Below are 21,646 nucleotides of genomic sequence, written 5' to 3'. Positions count from 1 at the left end.
TGTGTCTGCTGCGTCCGGAGACTCAGTCGCGGATCACGGCCACCTTGCCGCTGCCACTGCCCGAGGAGGTTGACACCAGCACCATGTACACTCCGGTGGGTACCAGGTCGCCGTTGCGATCCCGCCCGTCCCAGCCTTCTTCGGCCTGGCTCAGGGTCAGTCGGCGGATCAGCCTTCCGCCCAGATCGAAGACCGAGACCTTGGTATCCCCCGCGTTGGCCAGACTGGGTGAGGAAATCGACAGGCGTCCGTCCCGCTCTGGATGGAACGGGTTGGGATACACGACCGTGTCGTCCGCGGGCTGCTCGCCGTGATCGCGCACGGGAGTATTGGCGCGGAACAGGCCCATGTTGGTGGCCAGATACAGCCAGCCGCTTTCAGGATCGGCCAGCACCCGGTTGATGCTCAGACCCTGCTGGCCCGAGATCAGGCGATTGAACTCATTGACCCACTCCGGCTCCGAGAAGGCGATGGCCAGTGGGTCGTAGATGTTCAGTCCCCGATCCGAGGCGATCCAGACCCGGCCGCGCACATCCGTGGTGATTGTCGAAGCGGTCTCGGAAATCAGGCCGGGCACGAACTGGATCCGGCTGAAACTCTCGGGGCTGGTATTGAACAGCGAACTGTAATAGATGCCGTTTTCGGTGCTGACCCAGACGGTGCCATCGCGATCACTGGACAGGCCCGTGATCAGGCCCGAAGACTCGCCATCGGCATAGCCGAAGTTGTAGCGTGCATCGGAGAGGGTCACCAGAGTTTCGCGCCAGTCCCGCAATGATGACAGGCTGGAATTCGAGGACGGCCGATACTGGGCCATGGTCTTGTCCGTGTCACCGGTTTCCTTGCCGCCCACCCCAACCCAGATCTCGCGCGGGTCGGGCGCGGAGACGAACCAGGGATAACTGTCCCGGTCGCCCGCCACATGCCGTTCATAATAGTGCCGGTGAAAACCCGTGCTGTGATCGTTGTGCCAGGCCGCCGGAATCACCACCAGAAAGGAATCGACCCAGGCCCGGTGATTCACGAACCAGATGTTGCCCTGGCTGTCTTCAGTGACGTCGCTGACCAGCTCGAAGTCCGCCTCGTTGCTCAGGAAACCATAGACCTTCTGGTTGTCCGCCGAGCCGTTGCGATAACTGAGTGTATCCTGCCCTTCCCGGAAATGGAGCAGGCCCCGCCCCCAGGTGCCCACCCAGATGCCTCCCTGCTGGTCACAGAGCAGGCTGGTGGGGTACTGGCCCAGCCGATCGAAGCCGAAACGGTGACCGACCCAGCCATCCTCCGTCAGGTGATACAGGCCGTTGCGTCCGCTCTCCTCGGCCACACCGGCCAGCCAGAGACTGCCATCGGGAGCCAGGTCCAGATCCACGAAGCCCTCGGCGCCCGGCACATTCGGTGTGTGATACTCCGCATTGTCCGGAAAAGCGGGGTCCAGCAACCGCAGGCGCCCGGGCTGCTCATCGGGAGCCAGCGAGTACCAGAGCAGGCCATCATACACGCTGACGGCACGGCACTCCTGGCTTTCGTTGCGCGAGTGATGGCCGCTACCGTCCTGGAAATGCAACCAGCCGCCTCTCTCGCTCCAGGCCAGCAGTCCCTCTCCTCCGGCGGCCGCCAGCACGGTTCCCTGGGGAGCATCGGCCTCGACCCAGGTATCCGTGTTCCAGCTCAGTCGGCGCGACTGTCCCTGGCTGTCGGTGAGAAATGCCCAGAGCCCCGTGCCCGTGTCCACCAGCCAGGCCTTCTCGAGCGGCCCCATGCCTTCGGGCAGGGCCTGTGTGGCAAAACTGCCCAGGGTGCCGTTCCAGCCCGGGGCATGCGCGAATCCTGCGCCCGTGATCACATGCAGCAGGCTGCCGTCGCTGAGCGCGGCGTAGGGCACGGCCCCGGCCGGCAGAGAACCGAACTGGTGCAGATTGCTCTCCACCAGAAACTCGTCGCTCTCCGCTGCATAGTGGAAAATGGTCAGGCCGTTCTGGTGGCAGGCGATCACGCGGCCATCCCGGCCCGACAGATCCAGCACGGAAATGATCTGTGGATGGTCTCGAAACTCCAGGAACCCCCGGGACCACTGGCTGCCGTCCGCGGAACAGGCGGAAATGCTGGCATCGGAGCCGGCCCAGAAGACCCAGCCCGCGCCATCGCCGGTGACCTGACTCTGCTCCAGACTGACCATGTGACCGGTGATCGAGAAGTGCTGCCAGCGGTCCGTGTCCGGATCGAAGGAAAATCCACCGCGATTGGACGCTCCGAAGAGCTGCCCTTCCACGCTGCACAGTTCGCCGGCATCCGTGTAATCGGCCAGGTGTTCCCAGGTCACGGCGGCGTGGGCAGTGGGCAGTGACAGCAGCAGACAGGCTGCGATCAGCAGCCGTGAGACAGTTTGCCGGCCTTCGCGGAGCGCACGGGTGGGGGAATCGGTCATGAGAGCAGCGTTTCCAGTTGGGGCATCACCGGGGGCGATGCGGGCCCGGGTCAGATCCGGCTGGCCAGGTCGGCCATTTCAATCGCGGCCAACGCAGCATCCCAGCCCTTGTTGCCGGACTTGGTGCCCGCGCGTTCCACCGCCTGCTCGATCGAATCGGTGGTGAGCACGCCAAAGGACACCGGAATCCGGCTGTCCAGCATGACCTGGGCAATGCCCTTGCTGACTTCTCCGGCCACATAGTCGAAATGGGGAGTGCTGCCCCGGATCACGGCACCCAGGCAGATGATCGCGTCGACTCCTCCCTTGTCGGCCAGCAGGCGGGCCGCCAGTGGAATCTCGAAGGCACCGGGCACGCGGACCAGGGTCACGCTGTCCGCATCTCCACCATGGCGTGTGATGCAATCGAGGGCCGCATCCAGCAGGCGCGAGCCGATGAGGTCGTTGAAGCGGGCCAGCACGATGGCGAAACGGCGCCCCTGGGCGCTCAGCTGACCTTCAAGGGTTTGCATGATGTCCTCGCGGATTGGGCGGAAAGCGCACGCTTCCCGGGCGAAGGCCGGTGTTGCCGGCCGGTTGAACACAGGTCCGACGGATACCTAGAACATGTGTCCCAGTTTGGAGCGCTTGGTTTCCAGGTAACGGGCGTTGTCCTCGTTGGGCGGCAGTTCCAGGGAGACCCGTTCCACCACTTCCAGTTCGAAGCCCTGCAGTCCCACGATCTTGCGCGGGTTGTTGGTGATCAGTTTCAAGCGCCGCACACCCAGTTCGTTGAGAATCTGGGCGCCAATGCCGTAGTGGCGCAGGTCCGGCGGAAATCCCAGGGCCTCGTTGGCTTCCACCGTGTCGGCCCCCTCGTCCTGCAGGGCGTAGGCCTTCAGCTTGTTGGCCAGGCCAATGCCGCGGCCTTCCTGGCGCATGTAGACCAGCACTCCGCGTCCCTCATGCGCGATCATCCGCATCGCGGCATCCAGCTGGCCCCCGCAGTCGCAGCGCCGGGAATGGAAGATGTCGCCGGTGAGACATTCGCTGTGCACGCGCACCAGCACCGGTTCACCATCGTCAATGGTACCCTTGACCAGAGCCAGGTGATCGCGCTTGTCCACGGGCGAATAGAAATGATGCAGCGTGAACACGCCCCAGTCCGTGGGCAGTTTCACCACGGTTCGCGCGATGACCTGACTCTCGGTCATGCTGCGATAGTGGATCAGGTCCTTGATGGTGATCATCTTGAGCCCGAAGGTGTGTTTCACCTGCACCAGATCGGGCACCCGCGCCATCGTGCCATCGTCGTTCATGATCTCGCAGAGCACTCCGCCCGGGGCAAAGCCCGCCAGTTGCGAGAGGTCCACCGAGGCCTCGGTATGTCCGGCCCGGCGCAGCACACCGCCATAGACCGCGATCAGCGGGTGGATGTGTCCCGGGCGTGCCAGATCCGTGGGTTTGCTGGCGGGATCCATCATCACCGCGATGGTCCGCGAACGGTCCGCCGCGCTGATGCCCGTGGTGGTGCCGCTGACCGCGTCCACGCTGACGGTGAAGTTGGTGTGATGCAGGCTCGTGTTGGCCGGCACCATTTCCACCAGCTCCAGCTCCTTGCAGCGGTCCTTGTTCAGGGCCACACAGATCATGCCCCGGCCGTACTTGGCCATGAAGTTGATCTTCTCCGGGGTGGCCTTTTCGGCCGCCATGATGAAATCGCCTTCGTTCTCGCGGTCCTCGTCGTCCACCACGATCACGATCTCGCCGCGCTGGATGGCCTCGATCGCACTGTCGATGCTGTCGAAGGGCCGTTCTCCGTCGGCTTTCCTGGGTGTGTTCGTCATCCAACCCTCATCTATGTTCGGGAACACCCGAGGTTCCCGGAAACGCGGACAGTCGACGCCGCCGCGCAATGGCGTGTCCAGCCTGCTGGACAGATCAGTATCCCAGCTCGCGCAGGCGCTGCTCACTGAGCGAGCCACCGGCGGCCCTGCCCGCAGGCTCCAGGCCGTGCAGCAGCAGTTGTTCCACATACTTGGCCAGGCAATCGAATTCAAGGTTCACCGGGTCCCCGGCCCGCAGAGCTCCCAGAGTGGTGTTGTCGAGCGTGTGGGGAATCAGCGCGATCTCCGCGCTGCCGGCAGTGGTCGCGGCCACGGTCAGGCTCACACCCTCGATGGCGATGCTGCCGGTGCGGGCCACGTAGCGTGAATACTCGCGGGGAAACTCGAGCACGAAACGCTTGCCCGGGTGTTCGGCGCGGATCGCCGCCAGCCGCCCCACGCAGTCCACGTGCCCCTGGACATAGTGCCCGCCAATGCGTGTGCTGGGCGTCAGAGCGCGCTCAAGATTCACCTTCGACCCCGTTCGCAGGTTGCCCAGGCTGGTCTTGGCCAGTGTCTCGGCCACGGCCTGCAGCTGAAACTGCTGACCGTCGATTCGGACCACCGTGAGACATACACCATTCACCGCGATGCTGTCCTCGATCTTCAATCCTTCGAGCACACGCGCGGCCGAGATCACCAGCCGACGGCCCTGGCCCTCGACCGTACTGGAGGCGAGCACGCCCGTTTCTTCAACGATCCCGGTGAACATGGCGGGCACTCCTCAGCCGATGGGACGCAGGCGCAACCAGCAGTCAGCCCCATGGCGACGCTGGTCGATGATCTCGAAACCCCGGGGCAGGTCCAGTCCGTGAAAGGCTTCCAGGCCGCGTCCGAAAATGCGCGGGGCAATCAGGCACCAGGCTTCGTCCAGCAGTCCCTGTTCAAGGAACATGCGCAGCACGGTGGCACCACCTTCCACGAGCACACCGTTCAGACCCAGCCCATGCAGGGTCTCCAGCACGCGCGGCAAGGGCAGCAAGCCATCCTGCAGGGCCAGGCGGATCACGCGCACCCCCTGCTGCTCCAGACGGCTCACACTGTCTTCCGGAGCCTCTGTGCCACACAGCACCAGCAAGCCCAGTTCGCGCGCGCTGCGCACCAGACGCGAATCGAGCGGCAGGCGGGCGTGGGCGTCCAGGATCACACGCAGGGGATTGGGGCCTTCGGCCTCGCGCACGGTCAGCATGGGGTCATCGGCGACGGCGGTGCCCAGTCCGATCAGCAGGGCCGGCAGGCGTGTACGCAGGCGGTGCACTTCGCGCTGGCTTTCGGGACCGGTCACGGGAGTGGGGCGGCCACGGTTGAGCGCGATGCGTCCGTCCAGGCTCTGGGCCCATTTCAGGACGACCCGGGGACGCAGCTTGGTCTTGGCGGTCACGAAGTTGGCGTTGAAGGCGCGGCAGTTCTGCTCGAGCACGCCCACCTGCACCTCGACACCGTGTTCACGCAGCCAGGCGATGCCGCGACCGCTGACTCGCGGGTCCGGGTCCACCATGCCGCAGACCACGCGCCGGACGCCCTTGCGCACCAGCAGTTCGCAGCAGGGAGGAGTGCGACCGTGGTGGCTGCAGGGTTCCAGATTGACCACCAGCGTCATGCCTGCCGCGCCGCCGTCGGGAATGTCCTTCAGGCAGTCCGCTTCGGCGTGGGCCAGACCCAGTCCGTGGTGCCAGCCTTCGGCGATGACCTGCTCGCCATCAAGCAGCACGGCTCCCACCAGCGGATTGGGATGGACTCTGCCCCGGCCCTGTGCGGCCAGCTCGAGGCAACGATGCATGCGGGATTCCATGACGACCTCATGAAACAGACGATGCCCGATCCGTCGGGCGCTCTGGAACTGGGTCGGGGTCGGAGGGCGGGAAGCGGTCGTGCCGCAGTCCCAGCACTGACGGAAAAGTCGGAGCGCTGGCGGGCGACCCCCGGCCAGCACATCCTTGGGATGTCCTGGCGTCTGGATCGCCCAGGATTCTGCCGGACTTGGGGGCCATGACGGATATCGCGTTCACATGAGGCCAGATTTCTTGTCCATTTCGCAGCCTGTAGCGGGACTACCGGCAAGAAAGGGGCGAAAAATGTGAACCATGTGGGCGTGACAAGACGCAAGCACACAAGTCCGACAGACTCCCTGCTGCGGTCGGTGCCGTTCCTCTTCCATCCGGACTGTCACCGTCGGCCCCTGAGTTTCACAGGATCAGTCCCCGCCGCAGCAGGGAGTCGCGGGCTGTCACCGCCGATTGGGAATTTCACCCTGCCCCGAGGAACGGGCATCTCGGTCGGCGAAGCCGACCGGATGCCTTCGGAGTTTTCGCTGCGCGAAAACTCCGGGCCTGAAACCAAATCTCTCGTCGTGGGCATCTCGGTCGGCGAAGCCGACCGGATGCCTTCGGAGTTTCCGCTGCGCGGAAACTCCGGGCCTGTGTCAAAATCTTCTGCTACCAGCGTCTCGGTCACCGGGGGCGACCGGACGTCTTGCGGGTTTTTCTGCGCGGAAACTCCTGGCCATCATCCACTTCTCCCATGGTGAACCACGGAGGGAAACTGGGTCGGCGGGGCCGACTGGAGGGTGAACCGGGATCCGGGGCAAATGTTTCGGAGTTGCCCTTCGGAACTCGCGCACGGAAGCTAGTGTAGGGATGCTGGAGGCGCAAACCCTTGATCGGGCGCATGGGTGTCGGGCCGGCTTGACATGCGGTGCATCAGGCTCGCAGGCTTCTGCGGGATTCTCGCATCCCAAGACCGCAGCGGCTATCTTCGGCAGTCATCGACCGCTCACCCCACTTCCGGAGGCCCCATGAGCCTGCTCTGGCAGGGAACCCTGAAGAAGATGCCCGTGCAACACAGCCAGCCCGTGGGGTATCGCCTGCGCGATGCCTTTGATCCCGGGCTCGAGCTGGAGCTGAATCCGCTGCTGGGGCGTCGCCTGCGCCTGAAAGCCGAGGGCGGACTGCGTTGTGTCTGCTGCGGCAAGTCCACGCCCAAGTTCTTCGGGGAAGGCGCCTGCTGGAACTGCTTCCGCAGTCTGCCCCAGAACGACATCTGCATCGTGCGACCCGAACTGTGCCACTTCCACAAGCCCGACGATCCCTGCCGCGACCCGGCCTGGGGCGAGCGCCACTGTTTTCAGCCCCACTTCCTGTATGTGGCCATTTCCAGTGCGCTGAAAGTGGGCATCACACGTCAGGTGAACGTGCCCCATCGCTGGATCGACCAGGGTGCCAGCCGGGCCGTGCCCGTGGCTCTGGTCGAGGACCGTTTCTCGGTGGGGCGGCTGGAAAAGGCCCTCAGCGCACACCTCAATGACCGCACCAACTGGCAGCGCATGCTCAAGAACGAGGTCCCCGATCTGGACATCGAGAGCGAGGTCTCGCGCGTGATCGAAATGATTCCGGCCGAATTTGTCGATCGTGTGCTTCCCGAGCGCGTGGTTCACGAGTTCGAGTATCCTTCGCTGGGCTGGCCCTCCAAGGTGCGCAGCTACAATCTGGGCAAGACTCCCGTGCTCGAAGGCACCCTGATGGCCATCAAGGGCCAGTACCTGCTCTTCGATGCGGGCGTGATCAACATCCGCAGCCACAGCGGTCATGGTGTGATTCTGGAGGAACTGTGATCCAGCGCGTCTCCGCACTTCTGATCCTCCTGCTGGCGCTGGGAATCCAGGCCGCCGAAAGACCCCGTCTGGCACTGGCTCTGGGCGGAGGAGCCGCGCTGGGTTATGCTCATCTGGGCGTGCTGGCGGTGCTGGAAGAAGAGGGCATCGTGCCCGATCTGGTCACCGGTGCCTCAATGGGCAGCATCGTCGGTGGTTACTGGTGTGCGGGCATGCCGCTGGACTCGATCCGGATGGAAGCCAGCGAGCTGAATCTGTTCAAGCTGCTCGACTGGAAACTGGGCAAGCGCGGCTTCTTTGAATGGAAGAAGGTGCGCCGCCGCCTGGACCGCCGCCTGGGTGGCCTGGAGATCCAGAACCTGCCGGTACCCCTGATCGCGGTGGCCACCGATCTGTATACGGGCGACCGGGTGATGCTGGACCACGGCAACCTGATTGACGCCATGCTGGCCTCGGCGACCATTCCCGGGCTGTACCAACCGGTGACCATCGCCGGGCGGGAACTGGTGGATGGCGGGCTGGTGGACGAAGTGCCCATTCTCAGCGCCCGGGATGCGGGCGCTCTGATCGTGGTGGCCGTGGATGTGAGCCATCCCCTGCTGCCCGCGGACATCGGCTCGCCCTTCGATGTGATGCGCCAGGCCTATTTCATCATCCAGATGCACAATGTGGCCGCCCGGGCCACTCAGGCCGATGTGCTGATCCGCCCGGAACTGGAGGGCCTGGACTTTCAGGACTTCGGCCAGGTGCAGGAAGCCGAAGCCGCCGGGCGCAAGGCGGCCCTGGAAGCCCTTCCCCGCATTCGTGAACTGCTTGCGAATACCGCGTTTCCAGCCGTCAGCGTTCCCGACGCGGCGGACAGCGGATCCGCGGAGTCATTCCCGGTCAAGGAGGACGCGCCATGAGCGAGAACCCGACACGCGAAGAGCTTGAAGCCCTGGAGACCAAACTGGCCTGGCTCGAGCGCCTGTTGCAGAAACTGAATGAAGCCACCGTGGATCAGGAGCAGCGCATCGAGAAACTCGAACGCACCCTGAAGGACGCGCTGGCGGGAGACAAAGACTGAACACGAGCCCGGACGGGGCATCCCCCGCAAAGACCCTTGAGATCCTGCAGCGGGTGTTCGGTCACTCCAGCTTCCGCAACAGTCAGGCCCAGATCATCGAGCGCAGCCTGGCAGGGCAGCACAGCCTGGTGCTGATGCCCACGGGCATGGGCAAGAGCCTGTGTTACCAGTTGCCGGCAGTGGCTACGGGCGGGCTCTGTCTGGTCATTTCTCCGCTGATCGCCTTGATGAAGGATCAGGTCGATGGACTGCGTGCCATTGGAGTGGATGCCGGATTCATCAACAGCTCCCTGGGCCGTGCCGAGCGCGAACGCCGCCAACAGCAATTGCGGTCAGGGCAGTACTGCATCCTCTATGTCACTCCCGAACGCTTCCGCAAACAGGAGTTCCTGGAGGTGCTGAGCGAGCGCCGTGTGCGCCTGCTGGCCATTGACGAAGCCCACTGCGTGAGCGAGTGGGGGCACGATTTCCGTCCCGATTACACGCGCATCGGGGAGTTCCGCCGGCTCATGGGCAGTCCGCCCACCATTCTGCTGACCGCCACCGCCACTCCCCGGGTGCAGGAAGACATCCTCGCCCAGTGTGATCTGAACCCTGCGGAGGTGCGCGTGTTCCACGAAGGCGTGGAACGCCCCAACCTGCGCCTGGAGGTGACACTCTGCCACGGTGATGGTGAAAAGTTGCAGCGGATCCGTGAACGACTGGACACCGCTCGCGGCAGTGCGATCGTCTACTTCAGCCTGATACGGACTCTGGAACGCTTCTCGGCGGAACTGGCCGAGGCTGGAGTGGAGCACCTGTGTTACCACGGACGAATGGACGCCGGTCCCCGCAAGCGCGTACAGGAAGCCTTCATGGAAGGACGGGTGCCCGTGGTGCTGGCCACCAATGCCTTTGGAATGGGCATCGACAAGGAAGACATCGGCCTGATCGTGCATGCCGAGCTGCCGGGCAGCCTGGAATCCTACGCCCAGGAAACCGGGCGCGCGGGCCGCGATGGCCTGCCCGCCACCTGTGTGCTGCTCTACGACGAGCAGGACCTGCTGATCCAGATGGACTTCATCGACTGGGCCAATCCTTCCGGCGACTATCTGGATCGCCTGCTGCACCTGCTGAGCGAGTCCCCCGAGGAAGTGAATTCAAACGGGCTGGAATGGCTGCGTGCTCAGTTGAGTCACAGGAACCGCAGCGACTTCCGGCTGGAAACCGCCCTGAATCTGCTGGACCGCCACGGCGTCACCGAAGGAGATCTGGCAGCCCGCACCCTGTGCTGCACCGAGGATCTGGGTGGTGACTTCGCCGACTCGCTCTTCGACGAGGCCGCCCGCAAGCGCAAGAAACTGCGCGACCAGCAGCGTCTGCACCAACTGGTGACCTGGATCCGCCTCGAAAGCTGTCGCCGCCAGTTCCTGCACGCCTACTTCGGCTTCGAAGATCCTCCCTGCGGAAATTGTGATGCGTGCGACTCCCGCGAACCACAGTAGAACCGTCTTCCCCGCGCAGGCGGGGATCCCGAGGCGATACCGCACACTTGCATTCCACACAGTCGATGCAACAAAAGTGCAAGCATCGCATGGATGGAACCATGGGTGAGTGAAGACCTGCCCCAGGTGTAACCACTCGGGGTTCCCGCTTGCGCGGGAATGACTGTGTTCTGGTAGTGCGTGGGGATGACGCTTCTGTGTACATACCTGATCTTGCCAGCCAATGAAAGAAAGGGCCTGTCCGTTGCCGGACAGGCCCTTTTGCAAACGTGAGACTTGCTCTACTTCAGGTAGGTGTCGCTCACCACTCCGTTGGAGAGGGTGCGCTTGACCGTGCTGCTCAGCGGAGCGGGGGTCTTGCCGGGCAGGTCAAGGTAGACCCGGTTGCGATACGGATCCACAGGCACACTGCTCGAGGCCACGGCAGCGGTCTTGGCCACGACCTCGTAGTAATGTCCACCGGACACCGCGTTGGTGTTGTAGGTGGTTCCAGCCGTGTTGGACATGAAGCTCCAGGGACCGTAGCCGGCCGTCGCACTGTAGATGTCATAGCTGTCCGCACCGGCCACAGGATCCCAGCTCAGGGTCACCTGATTGCCGACCAAGGTGTAGCTGGCAGCGACCACGGGGGCATCCAGCGCACCACCGCCACCACCACCGGAAATGCACATGTCATCGACATACCAGTACCAGTCGTACACATCCTCGAACTCGAACATGATGCGCACGTCACTCTGACCGGCAGCGAAGGAACTGATGTCGAAGAGCTCGTTGCCCTCGATGGTGATCTCCACCGGCTCGAGGTTGGCATGCCACTCGGCGATCAGATGGTCGAAGGTCACACCACCGTCGGTCGACGCACGCACATAGGCATCGGTGTAGGCACCGGTATACCCCATGCGGAGGAAGTGCCAGAAGCTCAGGTCCACGACGGTCATTCCACTGCAATCGACGGGGGGCGAGATCAGGGCGGAATGGTCCACCTGGTCCGGGGAGCTGAAGGAAATGTAAGCCGTGAAGAACTGGGGATCACCGTAGTCCTCGGTGGTCCAGGAGCTGCCCAGGGGATCGTAGGTCTCCACGGTCCAGCCAGCCAGGTCATTGGTCTCGAAATCGTCGCAGAAGACGGGTCCGTAGTCCACCACATTGAAGGTGTAATCCGGGGTCGTCGCGCTGTTGCCGTTGTCGCTGGCATCCACGGCCGTGATGTGATAGTCGATCACATCACCATAGGAGCGGGGACCGGGGATGTCACCGGTGTAGGCGACACGGGCCGGGCTCATGGCCACCTGATTCCAGGCACCACCGTTCACGCGATACTCGAGGGTCGCGCTGGCGATCCCGGACGCATCAGTGATGTTGGCATTCACGGTGTAGGGTCCTGCGGTATTGGACGTATTGCCCAGACCCGTATGCGCGATGTTGGGGGCAAAGGTGTCTTCGCCGGATTCCATGCCGAAGGGGTTGGTGGTGATCAGCAGGCTGATGGAGCCACCGGCGATCGGCGAGGAGGTGATGTCGTAGACACCATTGAATCCGTACTGCACGCCGTCGGTACCCGTGCCGTCTTCGATACCGATGGTGGAGCTCAGACGATCTTCCGTGTTGTAATGAATCAGGAAGGCCGCGTCACCCGTGGGCGTCGGGAACAGACTGGGGTCCAGAATCACGAACTGCATATACATCGGGGTGGTGGTTCCGTAGAAGAACACGCCGTCAAACTCGATCACGTACCCGCCATGGGCGGCACTGTACATCACCCAGACCGTTCCGCCCGCGCTGGGATTCATGTCATCCCAGGTTCCATAGACCGCGCCGTTGGGAGTACCCACACTGGGAATCTCGACGTTGCTGTACGTGGTGTAACCCACGCCCGGCACGATGTAACCATTCGAGCACACCGAAATCGAGCTGAAGGTGTTGCCGTAGAAGTTGTACGAGAACGGGGTCGTCTGCTCGGAATAGCTGTCATCCGTCAAGGTGAGCTGGGTTCCAATGCCGGAAATGCTGTTCCAGGAGTAGACCGGGGCGCCGGTACCGTCGTTGCTGTCGAAGATCCGATAGCCGTAGTTGTCGGGGTCCGAGGGCGAGAACATGGGATCACCGGGCAGGGTGAAGTTCAACACCGTGTTGCCACTCATCGTGACGGGCAGGGTCTGGCTGCCTTCGCCACCACCGACGGCCTGCACGGACCAGGAGGTGTTGTCCAGCACTTCGATGCTGTACAGACCACCACCGGAGGTGACCACGGGAGCGTAAGGGCTGCCCAGCACGGTCACCGTGGCGCCGTCGAAGGGCACGGAATTCTGGTCGAAGACCGTACCACTCAAGATCGCGGTGGGCATGGCCGTCAGTGCGATGTCAACGGTCGTGGTGGCATCCACGGTCACATTGACGTTGGTCACGGAGTTGGCCACATAGCCGAAGGCACTGGCATCCACATCGTAGGTACCCACACCCAGAACCATGCTGTAGAAACCGCTGCCATCCGTCATCACGGAACTGGCACCGGCGGTGACCGTGGCACCCACGATGGGATCGCCACTGCCGGCCTCGGTGATCGTGCCTTCCAGAGTACCGGTGTCACCGGTCATGGTGGTGATCAGCAGGCTCAGTCCGGCGGCGATCTCGCTGGAATGCACATCGTAGTTCAGATCAACCACGTACTCCACGGCGTCGTCGCCAGCCAGGTTCTCGATACCGGTGGTGCTGGATCCGCGGGTGCCGCTGTTGTAGTGGACCAGCCACTGGGCATCGCCGCTGATCGTGGGCCACACGGCCGGGTCACGCAGGATGATCTGGAAATCGACCGTGTTGGCATCACCGAAGTAGGGCACATTGCTGTACTCGACCACGAATTCGCCGGTGCCAGCGCGGTATTCACTGTAGACCGCACCACCGGCGCCGGGATTGAGGTCGTCCCAGATGCCATAGACGGCATTGTTGGGAGTACCGGATCCGGGAATGGCGCCGTTGCCCAGGGAGCTGGATCCGTTGACCGAACCGGCGGTCACGTACCCATTGGAGCACACGGCGATGTCGTTGAAGGTCGCGCCATAGAAATTGAAGGCGAAGGGCACGGCCACGGCAGCGAAGCTGTCATCGCTGAGGGCAACCGGCGTACCGGTACCGGAAATGCTGCTCCAGACGTGCACGGGCGCGCCGGCTCCATCGTTGGAGTCGTAGATGCGGTAGCCGTAGTTGTCGGGATCGGAGGGCGAGAAGCGGGGATCGCTGGGCAGGTTGAAGTCCAGCGTGGTGTTGCCACTCACGGCCACGGTCTGGGTCTGCTCGCCAAGGCCTGCGCCGGTGGCGTGCACATCGTAGGTCGCGCCGTCGGGCAAGTTGATGGAATAGAACCCGTTGACATCGGACACGGCCGGTGCCAGAGGTGTGTTCAGTACCGTCAGCACGGCACCTTCGAAGGGCAGGCTTCCGGGATCGAATACCGTTCCGGACAGGGTCACCGAGCTGGCGGCGGCCAGGTCGATGTTCTGGATCACGTCGGCATCGCCCACGATCGAAATGTTGGCGGTACCCGTCACATAACCGAAGTAGCTGTACTCCAGCACGTAGTTGGTGTCGCCGGGCAGGCCCATGGAATAGTTGCCGTTGACGTCGCAGGTGACCATCTGGGGGCTGCCCTGCACACTGACCGTGGCGGGAATCGGCGACCCGTTGCCGGTGACCACACCGGACACGCTGCCATAGCCGTTGATGCTGGACAGCACGCAGGCCAGGGCGTCGATCATGCCGTGACCGGAATCGTTGTTGTCACCGCTGCCGCTGAAATCCGTGCCCGTGTCCATGATGATCTGCTTGATCGTGATCACGTCCAGGTTGGGGTTGGCGGAGCGCATCAGGGAAATCACGCCGGCCACATGGGGAGTGGCCATCGAGGTGCCGCTCCAGGACGAGCTGTAACCACCGCCGGGAATCGAGCTGTACACGTTCACGCCGGGGGCGGACACTTCAGGCTTGATCTGCAGAACGGGATCCGCGCTGCACAGCGAGGGTCCACGGCTGGAGAAGGAAGCCACGAAGGGGTTGTTGGGGTCGGACACATCCAACGCGCCGATGGCGAAGGTGGAGTAGATGCTGGTGGCGCGAGCCGAGGGGCTGCGCAGACCGGAGGTGCCTTCGTTGCCAGCGGCGAACACGACGGCGGTACCGGCGGCTTCGCAGGCGTCAATGGCGTTCCAGTAGGTCTGGTCGCACTGGGGCAGCGTGCCCTGGGGAATGCCCCAGGAGTTGCTGATCACGTCGGGCACATCGGCCAGGGTGCCGGGGTTGTTGTCGGGATCAACGGCCCACTGGAAGGACTGCAGCGCCAGGGTGATGGTACCGCCAATGCCGCCACCGCCGGGATGGTCGATGGTGGCCGCGCAGATCCACTGGGCACCGAAGGCCACACCCGTGGTGTCACCGGTGGTCGTGGACATGCCGGTGATGGTTCCCATGGTATGCGTGCCGTGCTGGCCGGAGTCATAGGGAAAACTGGTGCTGTTGACGGGATCGTAGAAGCACTCGGCAGCGGGGGCGCTGTTGCCGCGCCAGCGGGAGGAGAGAGCGCTGTGGTTGCCGTCCACACCCGTGTCGATGTTGCAGACCAGAGTACCGGCACCCGTGTAACCCAGAGCCCACACATCGGGAGCACCGATGGCGGACAGTCCGGGAGCGGCGTAACGGCTGGGCGGAACCTCACCCGGCTTGGTCGGCAGAATGATCGGCTCTTCGTTCTCGATGCGGTAGTCCTTGTTGACCTGGCCGACATCGCTGCGACGGGCGATCTGCTCGATCAGCTCGCGGGTACCCACCACCTGGACAGCGTTGGTGATCCAGAAGGATTGCCATGACGCCAGGTCGGGGGTGTTCTCCTGTGATTTGAGCCAGCCCTGCAGATCGGCCTGAGTCACCTCGGCCAGATCACGCAGCTCGCTCACGACCTTCTCGTGGCGGACCTGGCGGGAGACCTGCTGGTAGTGCAGGTCCCAATCCACGGACTCCACCGGATACTGCTCGGACATGCTGATCAGGGCACTGACCGTCTCGCCTGGCTTCAGGCTGGAGAGATCGGAGCGCAGATCTTCCGAGATGGTGCCTGCGTGCAGCACCGGAGCCAGACAGGCAGCGGTGAACAACAGGCCCAAACGGGTTGCTGGACGAAACATTACGCCTCCTCGTTGAACAGGTTATGGGAAAAGCGACAGTGTGTGAATCTTGTAGGCTGGGTCGACGCTATCAGGATGGCGAAGCCTTGGCTTCAAGCAAACAAAAAAATAGGAGCAGCAAACATTCCCGAAACCTGGCCAACAAGTCTCCGCCGAGGCCATGATAAACAATAACAATGATTTGAAACGGACGATCGATGTCTGGCTGCGCGTTCTTCAGGGTGAGCGGAAAAGCGAACTACTTGTGCATGTCCATTTGAAGGCGTCTGGTCCCGGCAGCCGACCGCGTTCGTGCCGAATCGATTTCCTTTCCATGCCCATGGCTGTCCAGTGCCGCATGGTTGGGACACTCGGTCGTTCTGGGCGCGGCCCGGCAGATGAGCATCTGTCCCGGTTTGGCTCCGTCCGGCAGTCGCGCCAGTCAACTGCCCCGCACGGACATGGTGGGCCGGGCCGGACTGAGTGCCTTGCAATGGACCCGGAGTCTGGCGCATGCAGGTCAGAAGCCAGCGCTGCGCATGCTTGGCCTCGCTGCGATTCTGGTCACGGGTGTACCGGCAGGCTAGGTCGCGCCCATCGCCCCCTGGGCCCGTTCCGTTTCCCGGCCAGGCCGCTGCCGGAAGTCGATGGCGACGCGTTGACGCCCGGGCGGACTTTCTTTGCCGGCATCGGAACACAAATGGGGCGCGCGCCACAGAGAGAAATCCAGACCCGCAGCATCCTGCTCAGCGCAGTGGCCGCAGATCCTCGAGGACGGTTGGAGTGTCACGATCCAGCAGCGCCCGCACCCGGTAGAACCCGCTGCTGCCCTGCACGGACACGGGCAGCGAGAGATCGTGTGTGTCGCAGATCCGGCTCCAGGGCCCCGTGGGTGTCTGGCCGAACTCCACGGTGTACGCCACGGCCTGATTCACCGCCTGCCATGAAAGCAGCAACACCTGCCCGGCGGATTCGTGGCGAACCTCCAGCCGGGGACTGAGCGGAATCAGGTCACACAGATGGATCTCATCCACCGTCCAGCTGGACCAGGCATCGTTCTGGAAGCGGAACTCGATTCGCACGTCATCGCATTCGGCAGCGATGGCTGGCAGCTCGATCCATTGACTGCCGATCCGCTGCAGCGGGTCGGTCTGGACACCCTCCGGTTTGTCCCACACCAACAGCTCGTGATCATAAGTCTCGCCCCCATCCGTGGACAGACTGACCGTCGCCCGGGTCGCCGTGGACACACTACCGTCCACCACCAGTGTCTGCCAGAATTTCAAGGCAGGATGCCGCGACTGCCCCGCATCCACCCGGGGAGTACGCAATGCCCCACCGGCTCCTTCGTTGAGCCCGCTGACCCGGGCGGCCCAACCCTGCACGGGCCCCTGCCAGACCGCAGCCCAGGTGTTGGGCTCCGTGTCACCGTGCAGCAGCTCACAATCTCCCAGATCCTGCCCGTCAAAGGACTCCTGGTACAGTATCTGCCAGGGAAGACTGAAGAAGTGATACTCAGGACTGACTGCCGGTGTGGATCCTTCTTCAAGTCCCCGCGCCAGTACACGGTAATCCACACGATCACCCGCTTCAAGATTCTGGGGCAAGGGTGCCTCATATGCTGTCAGTCCCTTGTGCTCCATGGTGACTCGCGACCAAGGAAGCTGATTCAGTCGTGTTTCAAGCTCCACATGCAATTGCCCACAGGCGCCATCCACGGCAACCGACAGTGGCGGCGGGCTGTCTCCCGGCAGCAGGTCTCCCTGGGGTTCGATCGTGATTCGCGGAGGCTGGGCGTCATCGCACTCCAGAAGGCCCCGGGAGTCTGTCGTGAAGAGCAGGCAGCTGCCCGCCTGGATGGGGCTTGCGCTTTCCGCGAGCACGTACGCATGCTGATACTGCACACCGGTGGCCCCATCCGGATCTTCAATCCCGACCGTAAAGCTCAAACTGCCCGGGTCCTTGTACTGGACAAGGAAATCACTATCGCTGCCGAGATTCCCCGACAACTCCGGATCCAGCAGAATGATCTGGAACGAGACGGTCTGGGAGGTCACGGCCACTTGGTCGAATTCGATCACAAGCCCCCCGTGCGCCGGGCTGTACTCGGCCCAGAGAGCTCCCGCCTGGTCAAATCGAAGCCGTCGCCAATGGGCGAAAATGCTGCCATTGGGACGTTGTGAGCCCGGGATCGGTCCATTGATGGCACTGGACATTCCGCGACCGGGCGTGAGATAGCCGTGCTCGCTGACGGTGAGGCTGTCGAAGGGGATCCCGTAGAAGCTGCAGGCAAAGGGTACCGCCAGTCGAGCGCAGCCGTCCGCTTCCAGCGTCAGGCGCGTCCCCTGGCCGGCAATGCTCGACCAGCGCCTCGTGGGACCGCCCAGATCATTGCCATCGAAGATCCGATAGCCCCAGGCATCGGGACCGCTGGGCAACCAGGCCGGGTTCTGGGTCAGCTGGAAATCGAATCGGTCGTCGTGTTCCAGTGTCAGTGTGTGCGACAGTGAACCGATGCCCGGGGCACTGGCTTCGATGCTCAGTGTCTCACCTGCCCAGGCATCCAGAATGTAGCGCCCGCTCAGGTCGGTGATCAGCATGCTGTCCAGCGAGCCCTGAATCCGGATGGTGGCCCCGGCCAGAGCGTCTCCCCCGGGCCCCCGGACGCTCCCCTGCAGAGTGGCGGGAGAAACTGGTTGCAGGGACAGATCCAATGGGGTTTCCCCGGGCACGACCACCAGAGTGTCCAGCGGGGCATACCCGCGCGCCGAGACTCGCAGGTTCAGTTCTCCACTGAGCACGTTCAGCCGATACGCGCCATCGCTGCCACTCCGGATGGTGGCTGCGCCCGCGTTGATTTCGGCTCCGGCGATCGCCAGCTGATCATCGGCGCGCAGAATCCGTCCTTCCACCACCGTGGGAGTGCCGTCTCCCCAAAGGAACAGCAGACTTGTGCCCGGTCCCGGCGGATTGGCATGCGGATCAAGCTCGCCGTTGCAGGCATACTGCAGGGCCTGCAGACCTGTTGGATTCTCGATGCCGATGGTGCAGGTCGAAGGAACCGGACTGTTGTAGTGCACCAGCCACTGGGCTTCCCCGCCCTCGCTGGGCCAGAATGCGGGATCGCGCAGGATCAATTGAAAACTGGCGGTCTGCGTCCCCGACTGGGTGGGGATCTGATCGTACTGCACCACGAAATCATGCCGATCGGGGCGATGGCGATAGAACAGGCTTCCGCCATCCTCCAGCCTCAGATTGTCCCACATGGCGTACACGCTGCCATTGGGCTCGGTCCCCGATGGAACGCATGTGTTGTAGCTGACATCATTGCCATGTGCACCGGGCGTGACATAGCCGGAATGGAAGATCATCAGGTCCTGCTGCAGGACACCATGGAATCGGTAGCTGAAGGGCAGGGTCACCCTGTGCTTGCGGGACTCATCGGGAAAGAGGCGGACTCCGTTCCCACTGATGCTCTCCCATTCGAAAACAGGAGAGCCGGGTCCGTCCAGTGAATCGAATATCCGGTAACCCATGGCATCCGGTCCGGTGGGTTCGCAGGCTGGATTTCTTTCCACCGTGACCTGCACCAGCGTGTCACCGGAGAAGAAGAAGGAAAGCTCCCGCTCCAACAAGCATTGAGCCTGGATCCGCGCGGTGAACCAGTACCCGATGGGCAGCTGCAGTTCCACCCCGCCATCCACATCACTCAGCACCGGAGGCAAGGGTGTGTCCACCAGCTCGACCAGAGCGCCCTCGATGGGCTCGCCCTCTTCAGTCAGCACCAGCCCGGCGAAGGTGGCGTGTGGTGCCGGCAGCAGATCCAGATCGTGCACCAGATGCTCGTCTTCCAGAAATTCAACGGCGAAGTCCTGGGGCAGAAACCCGAAACATCCCGCGCGCAGATCATGGTGCGCGGACCCGGGAAGCGAGATGCTGTAGTGGCCCGTTGCATCACAGACAACTCGATGATCGCTGTCCCGCAGCTCCACCCAAGCGGTTCGGGGCAGGCCGTTGCCCGTAACCAGACCGCTCACGATGCCATGGCCTTCCCGTGCCGCCTGCACGCAGGCCAGCGCATTGACCAGACCATGTCCCGACAGATTGTCCTCGCCGGCCGGGGCAAGATCCAGCGCCGTCTCCATCAGGATCTGCTTGATGGTGATCACATCCAGCTCGGGATTGACCTGGCGCATCAGCGCCACGATGCCCGAGACATGGGGTGCCGCCATCGATGTGCCATTCCATTCGTCACTGTAGCCACCCCCGGGTATGCAGGAGCGGATGGCCACGCCGGGTGCGGCGACTTCCGGTTTGATGGCATTGACGGGGTCCTGGGTGCAGGGGCTGGGGCCCCGGCTGGAAAAATCGGCCACCTGGAGATTCTCCGGGTCTGTGGCATCCAGCGCACCCACGCTGAAGGAGGTATAGGGGGTGTTGGCTCGCGCCGCCGGATTCTGCAGTCCCCCGATTCCACTGTTCCCGGCCGAGAAGATCACGACCGTGCCCGCAGCCTCACAGGCATCCAGCGCATTCCAGTAGAATGGATCACACACATCCAGACCCGCATCGGGAATGCCCCAGGAGTTGTTGATCACATCCGGCACATCGTCCAGTGTCATCGGATCGCCATCGGGGTCGCAAGCCCACTGCAATGACAGCAGAACCAATGCAACGGTACCCGCAAGACCCTCGCCCTGGGGATGGTCCAGAACGGCTGCCGCGATCCACTGGGCCCCGAACGCTACCCCGGTGGTGTCTCCGGTCAGGCTGGAGAGTCCCACCATCGTGCCCATGGTATGTGTGCCATGCTGGCGCGTGTCGTAGGGAAACTCCTGCCCCAGCACCGGATCGAAGAAACATTCGGCGACGGGGGCATGGTGCCCGCGCCAGCTCGCATTCAGCGCACTGTGATTCAGGTCCACACCCGTGTCGATGTTGCAGACAAGCCGACCCTCGCCCGAATAGCCCAGTCGCCAGACTTCGGGGGCATGAATCACCAGAAGACTCTGCGAGAGTGTCCGGTTCCATGGCGTACCTCCGCCGTCACTCCTTGTCGGATTGGCATTGACGATGGCCCGGTCCAGCTCCATGTGACGCACACCCGGTTGTCGGGCCAGGTCCTCCAGCAGCTCGCGCCCTGCGCGGAGATGGAGACCATTGGTGATCCAGAAGGGCGTCCAGTCAAGCGTCTCACCAGACGCACGACGCGCTTCGAGCCACTCGACAAGCGGCTTCTGCCGGGATTTCGACCACTCCTGCAGTTCACTCACCACACGCTCGTGACGCTGCTGGCGTCCGGCCCCCTGGTGAAGGATATCCTCTTCCAGCTGCTGAAGTGGAAAGGGCTCCCCCACCTCCACCAGCACACTCAGAGTGCTGTCTGCGGGCAGAGAGTTCAGCGCTGCCTGCAATTCCGGTGATGGAGTGGATGCGGTTGCCCGTGGGTGCAAGGCAAGGAAAACAAGGAGGAGCGGAAAAAGTGTGGCCCGCATGATGTTCCAGGAGACGTGTGACTGGGAACCCGCCGACAACAGTGGCGAATTCAGGCTCCAGTATCAAGCTTTCAAGCAGTATCCCACAGGTTCCTGCCCAGTCACGGTGCTGGAGATCACTGCGAGTCACTGTCACACCGCGTGTGATCGTGAGCTCATGCCAGCCCGGGCACGGCCCTGAATCGAGCGGACTGCCACCCGCGGGCTCTGGTCGCTCTGTCTCTCCGGGGGCCCAGGTGCGGGCGTGAGACACAGGTTTCGGCTTGCCCGCCTCAACGTCCATCCCCACAGGAACGGAAGACCCACCGCCACCACGAAGACACCCGAGCCCGTCAGGGTTCGTCCGGGCAGAAAACCCTGCCGCCTTGGGGAGAAGTACCCAGCGGCATCCACCCAGACAGAGGCCCGGAACCGCGACAGGCTCAGCCCCGCTTCGCCTTGCTCAGGCCACTGACAGTCGGTTGGCTGCTGGATCAAGGAGCATGCCCCTCAGGAACGGACGCGCAATCGCATGGCAGCGGTTCACGGCAGCCTGTTGTGCAGAATCCCGC

Annotated in this window: 11 protein-coding genes and 1 riboswitch; of the genes, 4 read left to right on the top strand and 7 right to left on the bottom strand. The window is 63.3% G+C overall.

The window, feature by feature from the left end; translation table 11 throughout:
• Positions 1 to 22 precede the first annotated feature (22 nt).
• The 5 genes from H6678_10870 to ribD form a co-directional block, all read right to left on the bottom strand.
• Complete coding sequence (locus tag H6678_10870; protein MCB9474301.1) at positions 23 to 2,425, bottom strand: T9SS type A sorting domain-containing protein; 2,403 nt, start codon at positions 2,423 to 2,425, stop codon at positions 23 to 25.
• A gap of 50 nt (positions 2,426 to 2,475) precedes the next feature.
• Positions 2,476 to 2,937 (bottom strand): 6,7-dimethyl-8-ribityllumazine synthase, encoded by a 462-nt coding sequence (locus H6678_10865; GenBank protein ID MCB9474300.1) that lies wholly within the window; start codon positions 2,935 to 2,937, stop codon positions 2,476 to 2,478.
• Positions 2,938 to 3,024: 87 nt separating this feature from the next.
• Positions 3,025 to 4,251 carry a bifunctional 3,4-dihydroxy-2-butanone-4-phosphate synthase/GTP cyclohydrolase II gene (locus tag H6678_10860; GenBank protein ID MCB9474299.1) on the bottom strand — a complete coding sequence of 409 codons (1,227 nt, stop codon included), beginning with the start codon at positions 4,249 to 4,251 and terminating at the stop codon, positions 3,025 to 3,027.
• Positions 4,252 to 4,345: 94 nt separating this feature from the next.
• Positions 4,346 to 5,002 (bottom strand): riboflavin synthase, encoded by a 657-nt coding sequence (locus H6678_10855; protein MCB9474298.1) that lies wholly within the window; start codon positions 5,000 to 5,002, stop codon positions 4,346 to 4,348.
• A gap of 12 nt (positions 5,003 to 5,014) precedes the next feature.
• On the bottom strand, positions 5,015 to 6,070 hold the full coding sequence (gene ribD, locus H6678_10850) for a bifunctional diaminohydroxyphosphoribosylaminopyrimidine deaminase/5-amino-6-(5-phosphoribosylamino)uracil reductase RibD (GenBank protein MCB9474297.1): 1,056 nt from the start codon (positions 6,068 to 6,070) through the stop codon (positions 5,015 to 5,017).
• A gap of 362 nt (positions 6,071 to 6,432) precedes the next feature.
• Positions 6,433 to 6,558, bottom strand: a riboswitch (FMN riboswitch).
• A 526-nt stretch (positions 6,559 to 7,084) separates the two neighbouring features.
• Here ribD and H6678_10845 point away from each other — a divergent pair.
• Genes H6678_10845 through H6678_10830 form a run of 4 tightly spaced genes read left to right on the top strand, consistent with a single transcriptional unit; the run spans position 7,085 to position 10,450 of the window.
• Positions 7,085 to 7,900, top strand: a complete 816-nt coding sequence (locus H6678_10845) for a DUF2797 domain-containing protein (GenBank protein MCB9474296.1) — start codon at positions 7,085 to 7,087, stop codon at positions 7,898 to 7,900.
• Positions 7,897 to 8,805 carry a patatin-like phospholipase family protein gene (locus H6678_10840; protein MCB9474295.1) on the top strand — a complete coding sequence of 303 codons (909 nt, stop codon included), beginning with the start codon at positions 7,897 to 7,899 and terminating at the stop codon, positions 8,803 to 8,805. The genes H6678_10845 and H6678_10840 overlap by 4 nt, the downstream gene beginning before the upstream one ends.
• Entirely contained in the window at positions 8,802 to 8,966 is a 165-nt protein-coding gene (locus H6678_10835; protein MCB9474294.1) for a SlyX family protein, read from the top strand. The genes H6678_10840 and H6678_10835 overlap by 4 nt, the downstream gene beginning before the upstream one ends.
• On the top strand, positions 8,963 to 10,450 hold the full coding sequence (locus H6678_10830; GenBank protein ID MCB9474293.1) for an ATP-dependent DNA helicase RecQ: 1,488 nt from the start codon (positions 8,963 to 8,965) through the stop codon (positions 10,448 to 10,450). Before H6678_10835 ends, H6678_10830 begins: the two co-directional genes overlap by 4 nt.
• Positions 10,451 to 10,731: 281 nt before the next feature.
• Here the strand turns inward: H6678_10830 and H6678_10825 are convergent, their stop codons facing one another.
• Both H6678_10825 and H6678_10820 read right to left on the bottom strand, forming a co-directional pair.
• Positions 10,732 to 15,621: a S8 family serine peptidase gene (locus tag H6678_10825; GenBank protein ID MCB9474292.1), complete on the bottom strand. Its 4,890-nt coding sequence runs from the start codon at positions 15,619 to 15,621 to the stop codon at positions 10,732 to 10,734.
• Between the two features lie 725 nt (positions 15,622 to 16,346).
• Positions 16,347 to 21,014 (bottom strand): S8 family serine peptidase, encoded by a 4,668-nt coding sequence (locus tag H6678_10820; GenBank protein ID MCB9474291.1) that lies wholly within the window; start codon positions 21,012 to 21,014, stop codon positions 16,347 to 16,349.
• Between the last annotated feature and the right edge of the window lie 632 nt (positions 21,015 to 21,646).

It is taken from the genome of Candidatus Delongbacteria bacterium, assembly GCA_020634015.1.
Classification (GTDB): domain Bacteria; phylum CAIWAD01; class CAIWAD01; order CAIWAD01; family CAIWAD01; genus JACKCN01.
Note: the sequence above shows the minus strand (reverse complement) of the source record. Positions and strands in the feature narration are given on the sequence as shown.

Bases quoted from the DNA above. Each gene is read 5' to 3' on its own strand.
- H6678_10825 (MCB9474292.1), bottom strand. From the start codon at position 15,621: ATGTTTCGTCCAGCAACCCGTTTGGGCCTGTTGTTCACCGCTGCCTGT.
- ribD (MCB9474297.1), bottom strand. From the start codon at position 6,070: ATGCATCGTTGCCTCGAGCTGGCCGCACAGGGCCGGGGCAGAGTCCAT.
- H6678_10855 (MCB9474298.1), bottom strand. From the start codon at position 5,002: ATGTTCACCGGGATCGTTGAAGAAACGGGCGTGCTCGCCTCCAGTACG.
- H6678_10865 (MCB9474300.1), bottom strand. From the start codon at position 2,937: ATGCAAACCCTTGAAGGTCAGCTGAGCGCCCAGGGGCGCCGTTTCGCC.
- H6678_10860 (MCB9474299.1), bottom strand. From the start codon at position 4,251: ATGACGAACACACCCAGGAAAGCCGACGGAGAACGGCCCTTCGACAGC.
- H6678_10870 (MCB9474301.1), bottom strand. From the start codon at position 2,425: ATGACCGATTCCCCCACCCGTGCGCTCCGCGAAGGCCGGCAAACTGTC.
- H6678_10845 (MCB9474296.1), top strand. From the start codon at position 7,085: ATGAGCCTGCTCTGGCAGGGAACCCTGAAGAAGATGCCCGTGCAACAC.
- H6678_10835 (MCB9474294.1), top strand. From the start codon at position 8,802: ATGAGCGAGAACCCGACACGCGAAGAGCTTGAAGCCCTGGAGACCAAA.